Source organism: Streptomyces sp. ISL-66 (assembly GCF_018614135.1).
Taxonomy (GTDB): Bacteria; Actinomycetota; Actinomycetes; order Streptomycetales; family Streptomycetaceae; genus Streptomyces.
The window spans coordinates 19,110-28,392 of the sequence record NZ_JAGGOW010000146.1 but is presented as its reverse complement, the minus strand read 5'-3'; the positions used below and the strand labels follow the sequence as shown (position 1 = coordinate 28,392).

Below are 9,283 nucleotides of genomic sequence, written 5' to 3'. Positions count from 1 at the left end.
GCCGTGGCGCGGGGCGGTGGGGGGCCGGGGTTAGCCCCGGCTGCCGGGCGGCCGCCCGCCGTGACGCCTGCCGTGACGCCCGCCGCGGCGCCCGCCGGGGTCCCCCATCTGCGGCCCGCGACGACCGAGTTGAGGCTGTCCGCCTACGGGGTGCACCGCGCGGCGCGGTTCGCGCTGGGGCCCGTCACCCTCTTCGCCGGGCCCAGCGGGAGCGGCAAATCGCAGGCTCTGGAGGCGTATGAGGCACTGGCCGCCCTGGCTGCCGGGGCGACCCTGGAGGAGGTGTTTCCCGAGCCGGGTGCCCGGATCCCCGACCGGGCGGTGCCCGACGCCGAGCGACGACGGGGCTTCCGGATCGGCTGCACGGTCGACGGTCCCGCCGGGCCGGTCCGGCTCGATCTCGCCGTCCAGGCGGAACCCGCGCTGCGGATCGTCGGCGAACGGCTCTCGGTGGACGGGGAGGTCCTGCTCAGCACCGCCCTGCGCGACCCCGGGCGGCGGTCCGTCCAGGCGGCCTGGCTGACGGGCGGGGCCGTCGGGGTCACCAGGGCTCCGCTGCCGGACGACCGGCTCGGCACCGCCCTGCTCCCGCTGCGGGTGGCCGGCGCCACCGACGGGCAGCGCCGGGTACTGGCCGCCGCCGAGCAAGTGGTGGTCGCGCTGCGCTCGGTGTTCCCCTGCGACCCCCGTCCGGAGCGGATGCGGGAGCCGGTCGTACCGGGGGAGGGGCGGCTGCTGGGCGACTGCGCCAACCTGGCCGACGTACTGCGCCGGACCCGTCTGGAGTGCGGCACCCGGTACGGACTGCTGACCGAGGCCGCCCGTACCGGGTGCGCGGGCTGGGTGGCGGGGCTCGGCGTACGGGCCCCCGAGGGCGGCCCGGTCACCGGCCTGCTGGACCGCGGCCCCGCGAGGCCCGCCACCGAACTGGCCCGGCTCGGTGCGGGCGAACTCCGCTTCCTGGCCCTCGCGCTGGTGCTGCTGACCGGCCCGGGGGTGCTGGCCATGGACCCGGCCGCCGAACTGCTCTCCGCACGCCAGGTGCTGGCCGTCCTCGCGGACGGCTTCGACCGGGACCTGGACAGCGGGCAGGCCGCCGAGCTGCTGCGGCTTGCCGTACTGGCGTGCGGGCGCGGGCAGGTCCGGCTGACGGCCTCGGTGGGCGAGGCGTGCGCGGCGGCCGCCCGGCGGGTCGAGGGTGTATCGGTGGTAGACCTGATCCCGTGAACGAGGAGCGCGACACGCACGAGGACGACCGGAACCGGCCCGACGAGCGGCTGGGGCGGTTGCAGCGGCGGCTCGCCGAGTTCGCGGCCGCCCGCGGGTGGGAGCCGTACCACACACCCAAGAACCTGGCGGCGGCGCTGAGCGTGGAAGCCGCCGAACTGGTCGAGATCTTCCAGTGGCTGACGCCGGAGCAGTCGGCAAGGGTCATGGAAAAGCCGGAAAGCGCACACAGGGTGGCGGACGAGGTGGCCGACGTGCTCGCGTACCTGCTGCAGTTCTGTGAGGTCCTGGGGGTCGATGTGCTGGATGCGCTCGCCGCGAAGATCGAGCGGAACGAGCTGCGGTTCCCGGTTCCGGGCGTCCAGGGGTCGGACCGTCACTCTTCGGAGTGATGGCGTTATCCACAACCATGTTTGTGTCCACAATTTCCGAATACCCCTGGCTTTACGCGCCCGTTGCCTTCACTCTGGGTAGTGATGGGAACGGCGGATGTCGTGCGGACGGGGGACGGCAGATGGATGCGGTACGGCTCATCGCAGCCGGCCGGCACGCGCTGGCACAGAGCGGGGCTGCGTGGGACATCGTGGGCGAGGCCTGGCAAGCACAGGCCCTCGCGCAGGGCATTGGGAGCTGGCTGGCGATCACCGGGCCGCCGGAGCTCAGATCGGAGGCACGGGGGCTGGGCGAAGCGGGGGGAAGAGGCTGCGGGGTGCTCGACCGCGCGGCCTTGCGCGGAGAGGGCTATGCGCCCGACCTTCCGCCACGGGCGGCGCAGTTGACGGAGGTGACGGATGCGAGACAGGCGCTGCTCGGACTCCAGGCGCTGCTGGGAGAAGTGGGCATAGCGCTGGTCGGGGTGGCCTGCGGGACGGACGACGAGGGTCTGTACTGGCAGTGCATAGAGTCGATAGACGCGGCTGACGAATCGAGCGACCGGGTCCGGGCGATCCTGCGCCGGCTGACCGTGCGCGAGCGGGGTTCCGCGTCCGGGGTCGCCTGAGGCTCCGGCAGGGCCTGAGGCCCGTCATGGTCCGAGGTCGGGGCATGGCCCCAGGCCTCGTTGTGGTCCGAGGCCCCGGTGTGGCCCGAGCCCGGAGGTCGGGGTCGGAGCCGGGTGGGGTCCCGCCGCGCGCGGCGGGACCCGTGGGGTCAGTACGACCAGGAGGACGGACGCTGCTCCCTCTCCGGGGGGCGGTCCGTGGAGGACTGGAGGTCGGCGTCGAGCTGCGAGAGGTCGGCGTTCAGCGCCGCCATCAGCTCTTCCATCTGCTGCAACAGGCCCTTCGGCGCGCCGACCTGGGCGGGTACGAGGGTCTCCTGACGTGCGTGGTCGTGCGCTGCCTGCCCGGTCTCACAGTCCTGTCCTCGCTGCCCGGAAGGTTCCGGCGCGGACTCCTGGGACATGGCGGCCTCCTCGGCCCTGGCCCTTCCATGGCGGAAGGGGGCGGTGGACGCACCGGCGAAGGCCGCCGGCGCACGGGCCGGGCGGTCCGGCTCCGTCCGAGCAACGATCCCCGTCCGGGCTGGTCACTGGCGGGGGCGGCGGCGGGCCGTCCGGCCGACTCAGATTCACCCGGCCGGGGTCGAAAGGGCAGGATGGGGACATGGATCTCCGTATCTTCACCGAGCCCCAGCAGGGCGCGAGCTACGACACCCTCCTGAGCGTCGCCAAAGCCACCGAGGATTTGGGTTTCGACGCGTTCTTCCGCTCCGACCACTACTTGCGCATGGGATCGGCCGACGGCCTGCCCGGACCGACCGACGCCTGGATCACCCTGGCCGGCCTGGCCCGGGAGACGAAGCGGATCCGGCTGGGGACGCTGATGACGGCCGGCACCTTCCGGCTGCCCGGCGTGCTCGCCATCCAGGTCGCCCAGGTCGACCAGATGTCCGGCGGCCGCATCGAACTGGGCCTGGGCGCGGGCTGGTTCGAGGAGGAGCACAAGGCGTACGGCATCCCCTTCCCGGCGGAGCGCCTCGCCCGGCTGGAGGAGCAGCTGGCCATCGTCACCGGCCTGTGGGCCACCCCGCCCGGCGCCACCTTCGACTACGCGGGCACCCACTACCAGGTGGAGAACTCCCCGGCGCTGCCCAAGCCCGCCCAGGCCAAGATTCCCGTCCTGATCGGCGGTCACGGCGCGAAGCGCACGCCGCGCCTCGCCGCGCGGTACGCGGACGAGTTCAACATGCCGTTCGCTTCGATCGCGGACAGCGAGCGGCAGTTCGGCCGGGTCCGCGCCGCCGCCGAGGCTGCCGGGCGCAAGGCCGACGACCTCGTCTACTCCAACGCCCTCGTCGTGTGCGTGGGCAAGAACGACGCCGAGGTGGCACGGCGGGCCGCCGCCATCGGCCGGGACGTCGCGGAGCTCAAGGCCAACGGCCTGGCGGGTTCCCCGGCCGAGGTCGTGGAGCGGATCGGCGCGTACGGGGCGGTCGGCGCCTCCCGCGTCTACCTCCAGCTGCTCGACCTCGACGACCTGGACCACCTGGAGCTGATCTCCACCCAGGTCATGTCCCAGCTCGGCTGAGATAGGCAGGAGGAACCGTGCCCCGAGCGTCCGGCCCGCTCGCCGAGGCCCTGACCGGCCCCGGCGGCACGACCGTGCTCCTGGACGGCGGGCTGAGCAACCAGCTCGCCGCCCAGGGCTGCGACCTGTCCGGCGGCCTCTGGACGGGCCTGGTGCTCACCGAGCGGCCGGACCAGGTGGCGGCCGCGCACGCCGCGTACGCCCGGGCCGGCGCCGAGGTGCTGATCACCGCGAGCTACCAGGTGGGATACGCGGCCTTCGCCCGGCACGGCTACGGCCCGGCGCGCACGACGGAGCTGCTGCGGCGCAGCGTGCGCCTCGCCGACCGGGCGGCCCGGGACGCGGACCACGAGGTGTGGGTCGCCGCGTCCGTGGGCCCGTACGGGGCGGTGCTGGCGGACGGCTCCGAGTACCGGGGCCGCTACGGCCTGAGCGTGCGGGAGCTGGCCGCCTTCCACCGCCCGCGCGTCGAGGCGCTGCTCGCCGAGGGGCCCGACGTCCTGGCCCTGGAGACGGTCCCGGACGCGATCGAGGCGCAGGCCCTGCTCACCGTCCTCGCCGAGACCGGCGCCCGGGCCTGGCTGAGCTACACGGTGGCGGACGGCCGCACCAGGGCGGGGCAGCCCTTGGCAGAGGCCCTCGCCCTGGCCGCCGGGTCCCCGCAGGTCATCGCGGTCGGAGTGAACTGCTGCGACCCCGTCGAAGTGCTGCCCGCCCTTGAAGTGGCGGCGGGGGTCACCGGCAAACCGCTGCTCGCGTATCCCAACGACGGCTCGGTCTGGGACGCCGTGACCCGGACCTGGCGGGCTCCGGCCGTACCCGTCGCCTGGCCCACGGCCGCCTGGTACCGGGCCGGTGCCCGCCTGGTCGGCGGCTGCTGCCGCATCGGACCCGACCGCATCGCGGCCCTCGCGAAGACCCGCGGAGCCCGCTGAGACACACGCTCGGGCCTGCGCCGGTCCTCAGTCCTCGCCCACCGCCGCGGCGCAGGCCGGGCACTCCAGGCCCGTGTGCTCCGGCGGACACCAGGAGGCTCCCGGATGCTCGGACGGCTGCCATCCGGCCGGCTCCATGGCGAAGGTGTCCTTCCCGCACATGGTTCTCGGTCCCCGCCCGGAGCCGCCTCCGGGGGCGCCGGGAGCCGCGTGCACCCGTACGACGGACCCCGCCTGGCCGAGCTCGTACACAACGACGATGTCGCTCATCCTTCGACGGTAGGCGTCCCGGGGCCCTACGGAAAATGGGGCGCGTGCGAGGGCCGTGACCAGGAACAATCGTTCGTGTGTTCCTGACGATCTCCACCACCGGTTCCCCCGAACGACCCGCCACCGACCTGGGCTTCCTGCTGCACAAGCATCCCGGGAAGGCGCAGGCGTTCTCCACCTCCCATGGCACCGCCCACGTCTTCTACCCCGAGGCCACGGCCGAACGGTGCACGGCGGGCCTGCTCCTGGAGGTGGATCCCGTCGCACTCGTGCGGCGCGGCCAGGGGCAGGGCAAGGGCCGGGGCGGAGCGCCCGACACGGCGCTCGCCCAGTACGTCAACGACCGCCCGTACGCCGCGTCCTCCCTGCTGGCCGTGGCGCTCAGCGGGGTGTTCCGCACGGCTCTGAAGGGCGAGTGCGCCAAGTACCCCGAGCTCCCGGACCGGGCCCGCCCGCTGCGCGTGGAGATCCCCGTGCTGCCCGCACGCGGCGGCGCGGACCTCGTGCGCCGGCTGTTCGGCCCGCTGGGCTGGGACACCGTGGACGTGACGCCCGTACCGCTCGACGAGACGTTCCCCGAGTGGGGCGACTCCCGGTACGTGCGCCTCGTCCTGGAGGGCGAGCTGCGCCTGGCCGACGCACTGCGCGGGCTGTACGTCCTGCTGCCCGTCCTGGACGACGCCAAGCACTACTGGATCGCTTCCGACGAGGTGGACAAGCTGATGCGCGCCGGAGAGGGCTGGCTCGCCGAGCACCCGGAGAGCGAGCTGATCGCCTCCCGCTACCTGGCCCGCCACAAGCGGCTGACCCAGGACGCCCTGGAGCGCCTGGAGCTGGTCCGCCTCGCCGAGGCGGACGGAAGCGAGGTCGAGGAGCTCGACAACGCCGTCGACGGGTCCCGCGACACCGAGGAGCGGCCCGTGCCGCTCGCCGTGCGCCGCCGCGAGGCGATCCTCGGCGCGCTGCGCGCCGCCGGGGCCGCCCGCGTCCTCGACCTGGGCTGCGGTCAGGGCCAGTTGGTCCAGGCGCTGCTGAAGGATCCGGCGTACACCGAGATCGTCGGCGTGGACGTGTCCGTCCGGGCGCTGAACCTGGCCGCCAAGCGGCTGCGCCTGGAGCGGATGGGGGAGCGCCAGAGCTCCCGGGTACGCCTGACGCAGGGCTCGCTCGCGTACACCGACAAGCGGCTCGCGGGCTACGACGCGGCCGTGCTCAGCGAGGTCATCGAGCACCTGGACCTGGAGCGGCTGCCCGCCCTGGAGTACGCGGTGTTCGGCTCGGCCCGTCCCCGCACGGTCTTGGTGACCACCCCGAACGTCGAGTACAACGTCCGCTGGGAGACCCTGCCCGCCGGGCACGTCCGGCACGGGGACCACCGCTTCGAGTGGACCCGCGAGGAGTTCCGGGCCTGGGCGGGCCGGGTCGCCGACCGGCACGGGTACGAGGTCGCGTACGTGCCCGTCGGGGACGACGACCCGGAGGTGGGGCCGCCGACCCAGATGGCCGTCTTCACCCACACGACCGGCACCCGGACTACTGATACGACCGGCACGACCGACACCCCGAAGGAGGGCGAGGCAGCATGACCACCACAGTCACCACCACGGCCGGGACCGGGACCGGGACCGGTCGCGGGCGGGTACTTCCCGTCACCGACCTGTCCCTCGTCGTCCTGATCGGGGCCACCGGATCGGGGAAGTCCACCTTCGCGCGCAAGCACTTCAAGGCCACCGAGGTCCTCTCCTCCGACTTCTGCCGGGGCCTGGTCGCCGACGACGAGAACGACCAGAGCGCCAGCAAGGACGCGTTCGAGGTCCTGCACCACATCGCCGGCAAGCGGCTCGCCGCCGGCCGCCTCACCGTGGTCGACGCCACCAGCGTCCAGGCCGAGTCCCGCCGGCAGCTGGTCCGGCTCGCCCGCGAGTACGACGTCCTGCCCATCGCGATCGTCCTCGACATGCCCGAGGAGGTCTGCGCCGAGCGCAACGCGGCCCGCGCCGACCGGGCCGCCCTGCCCCGCGCCGTCTTCCAGCGCCACCGCCGCGAGCTGCGCCGCTCGCTGCGCGGGCTGGAGCGCGAGGGCTTCCGCAAGGTGCACGTGCTGCGCACCCCCGAGGAGGCCGAATCGGCCGAAGTGGTACTGGAGAAGCGCTTCAACGACCTCACGCACCTCACCGGCCCCTTCGACATCATCGGCGACATCCACGGCTGCTCCTCCGAACTGGAGACCCTGCTCGGCAAGCTCGGCTACGAGGACGGCGTCCACCCCGGGGGCCGCACCGCCGTGTTCGTCGGCGACCTCGTCGACCGGGGCCCGGACAGCCCCGGCGTGCTGCGCCGGGTGATGGGCATGGTCGGCTCCGGCAACGCCCTGTGCGTGCCCGGGAACCACGAGAACAAGCTCGCCCGTTACCTGAAGGGATCCAAGGTCCAGCGGACCCACGGCCTCGCCGAGACGATCGAACAGCTCGCCGGGGAGCCCGAGGAGTTCGTCCAGGAGGTCCGTGCCTTCATCCAGGGCCTGGTCAGCCACTACGTGCTGGACGGCGGCAAGCTGGTGGTCTGTCACGCCGGGCTGCCCGAGAAGTACCACGGCCGCACCTCCGGCCGGGTGCGCTCGCACGCCCTGTACGGGGAGACCACCGGCGAGACCGACGAGTTCGGCCTGCCCGTGCGCTATCCGTGGGCCGAGGACTACCGGGGCAAGGCCGTGGTCGTCTACGGCCACACCCCGGTCCCGGACACCGCATGGATCAACAACACCATCTGCCTCGACACCGGAGCCGTCTTCGGCGGCCGGATGACGGCCCTGCGCTGGCCCGAGCGCGAACTGGTCGACGTACCGGCCGAGAAGGTCTGGTACGAGCCGGTCAAGCCGCTCGCCGCCGAGGCGCCGGGCGGCCACGAGGGCCGCCCGCTCGACCTCGCCGACGTCCACGGCCGCCGGATCGTCGAGACCCGGCACCTGGGCAACATCAACGTGCGCGAGGAGAACGCGGCGGCGGCCCTGGAGGTCATGAGCCGCTTCGCCGTCGACCCGCGCCTGGTGCCGTACCTGCCGCCGACCATGGCGCCGACCGCCACCTCCTCGGGGGACGCCCGTGGGGCAGCCGGCGACGAGGGATTCCTGGAGCACCCGGCCGAGGCCTTCGCGCAATACCGCAGGGACGGCATCGCCCAGGTGGTGTGCGAGGAGAAACACATGGGCTCCCGTGCCACCGTGCTGCTCTGCAAGGACGCCGGGGCCGCCCGCGAGCGGTTCGGGGTCGACGGTCCGACCGGGTCCGTGTACACCCGGACCGGGCGGCCCTTCTTCAAGGATCCCGAGGTCACCGAGGAGGTCCTCGCCCGGCTCCGCGCGGCGGTCACCGACGCCGGGCTGTGGGAGGAGCTGGCCACCGACTGGCTGCTCCTCGACGGCGAACTGCTGCCCTGGTCACTGAAGTCCACCGGCTTGCTGCGCAACCAGTACGCCGCCGTGGGCGCGGCCTGCGGCGCCGTCTTCCCGGACGCGCTGGCCGCCCTGGCGGCCGCCGCCGGACGGGGCGTCGACACCGCCGACCTCCTGGAGCGCCAGCGCGGACGGGCCGCGGACGCGGCGAAGTTCACCGAGGCCTACCGCCGCTACTGCTGGACCACCGACGGGCTGGACGGCGTACGGTTCGCCCCGTTCCAGCTGCTCGCGGTGGCCGGGCGGTCGCTGGCGGCCGTCCCCCACGACGAGCAGCTGTTCTGGCTGGACCGGCTGGTCGCCGCCGACGAGGCCTCCGGCACCGGACTGCTGCGCCGCACCGGCCGGATCCTGGTGGACACCGCCGACGAGGCCTCCGTACGGGCCGGCACCGCCTGGTGGCTGGAGCTGACGGCCGCCGGCGGCGAGGGCATGGTCGTCAAACCGCTCCAGGCGTACGCCAAGGACGGCAAGGGCCGGCTCGTGCAGCCGGGGGTGAAGGTCCGCGGGCGCGAGTACCTGCGGATCATCTACGGTCCCGAGTACACGCGTCCGGACCACCTGGAGCGGCTGCGCGTGCGCCACCTCGGGCACAAGCGCTCGCTCGCGCTGCGCGAGTACGCGCTCGGGCTGGAGGCCCTGGACCGGCTGGCGGCGGGGGAGCCGCTGTGGCGGGTCCACGAAGCGGTCTTCGCGGTCCTCGCGCTGGAGTCGGAGCCGGTGGACCCGAGGCTCTGAAGACGTCAAGCAAGAGCCCCCGTACGGCCGGTCGTTAGGTCGTATGGGGGAACTTTCGCGAAGAACTCCGGGAAACCCACCGGCGGGATCGTTCATCCAGGGCAGCGGAATGTCCGCGACCCTGGAAGGACGGA

General features: G+C 73.6%; 9 protein-coding genes. 7 read left to right on the top strand and 2 right to left on the bottom strand.

Annotated features, from left to right (window positions below; genetic code table 11):
- Positions 1-60 precede the first annotated feature (60 nt).
- From J7E97_RS26805 to J7E97_RS26795, 3 genes are all read left to right on the top strand, one after another.
- The gene (locus J7E97_RS26805; protein ID WP_215032256.1) at positions 61-1,227 is read left to right on the top strand and encodes an ATP-binding protein; all 1,167 of its coding nucleotides are present in this window, start codon (positions 61-63) and stop codon (positions 1,225-1,227) included.
- A gap of 50 nt (positions 1,228-1,277) precedes the next feature.
- Positions 1,278-1,619: a nucleotide pyrophosphohydrolase gene (locus J7E97_RS26800; RefSeq protein ID WP_215032262.1), complete on the top strand. Its 342-nt coding sequence runs from the start codon at positions 1,278-1,280 to the stop codon at positions 1,617-1,619.
- A gap of 122 nt (positions 1,620-1,741) precedes the next feature.
- Positions 1,742-2,227 carry a DUF6099 family protein gene (locus tag J7E97_RS26795; RefSeq protein WP_215032253.1) on the top strand — a complete coding sequence of 162 codons (486 nt, stop codon included), beginning with the start codon at positions 1,742-1,744 and terminating at the stop codon, positions 2,225-2,227.
- 149 nt (positions 2,228-2,376) lie between these two features.
- On the opposite strand, the gene J7E97_RS26790 is transcribed toward J7E97_RS26795, so the two are convergent.
- Positions 2,377-2,631, bottom strand: a complete 255-nt coding sequence (locus J7E97_RS26790; protein ID WP_215032265.1) for a hypothetical protein — start codon at positions 2,629-2,631, stop codon at positions 2,377-2,379.
- A 200-nt stretch (positions 2,632-2,831) separates the two neighbouring features.
- Between J7E97_RS26790 and J7E97_RS26785 the strand changes: the two genes are divergently transcribed.
- Positions 2,832-3,755 (top strand): LLM class F420-dependent oxidoreductase, encoded by a 924-nt coding sequence (locus J7E97_RS26785; protein WP_215032252.1) that lies wholly within the window; start codon positions 2,832-2,834, stop codon positions 3,753-3,755.
- 17 nt (positions 3,756-3,772) lie between these two features.
- Positions 3,773-4,690 (top strand): homocysteine S-methyltransferase, encoded by a 918-nt coding sequence (gene mmuM / locus J7E97_RS26780; protein ID WP_215032250.1) that lies wholly within the window; start codon positions 3,773-3,775, stop codon positions 4,688-4,690.
- 27 nt (positions 4,691-4,717) lie between these two features.
- On the opposite strand, the gene J7E97_RS26775 is transcribed toward mmuM, so the two are convergent.
- Complete coding sequence (locus J7E97_RS26775) at positions 4,718-4,960, bottom strand: hypothetical protein (RefSeq protein WP_215032248.1); 243 nt, start codon at positions 4,958-4,960, stop codon at positions 4,718-4,720.
- 77 nt (positions 4,961-5,037) lie between these two features.
- Here J7E97_RS26775 and J7E97_RS26770 point away from each other — a divergent pair, with 77 nt between their 5' ends.
- Positions 5,038-6,546, top strand: coding sequence for a 3' terminal RNA ribose 2'-O-methyltransferase Hen1 (locus J7E97_RS26770; protein ID WP_215032246.1), 1,509 nt, complete (start codon positions 5,038-5,040; stop codon positions 6,544-6,546).
- The gene (locus J7E97_RS26765; RefSeq protein ID WP_215032244.1) at positions 6,543-9,149 is read left to right on the top strand and encodes a polynucleotide kinase-phosphatase; all 2,607 of its coding nucleotides are present in this window, start codon (positions 6,543-6,545) and stop codon (positions 9,147-9,149) included. Before J7E97_RS26770 ends, J7E97_RS26765 begins: the two co-directional genes overlap by 4 nt.
- Positions 9,150-9,283: the final 134 nt, after the last annotated feature.

Coding starts and splice junctions, on each gene's coding strand:
- J7E97_RS26790 (WP_215032265.1), bottom strand. CDS start 2,631: ATGTCCCAGGAGTCCGCGCCGGAACCTTCCGGGCAGCGAGGACAGGAC.
- J7E97_RS26775 (WP_215032248.1), bottom strand. CDS start 4,960: ATGAGCGACATCGTCGTTGTGTACGAGCTCGGCCAGGCGGGGTCCGTC.
- J7E97_RS26785 (WP_215032252.1), top strand. CDS start 2,832: ATGGATCTCCGTATCTTCACCGAGCCCCAGCAGGGCGCGAGCTACGAC.
- J7E97_RS26765 (WP_215032244.1), top strand. CDS start 6,543: ATGACCACCACAGTCACCACCACGGCCGGGACCGGGACCGGGACCGGT.
- J7E97_RS26795 (WP_215032253.1), top strand. CDS start 1,742: ATGGATGCGGTACGGCTCATCGCAGCCGGCCGGCACGCGCTGGCACAG.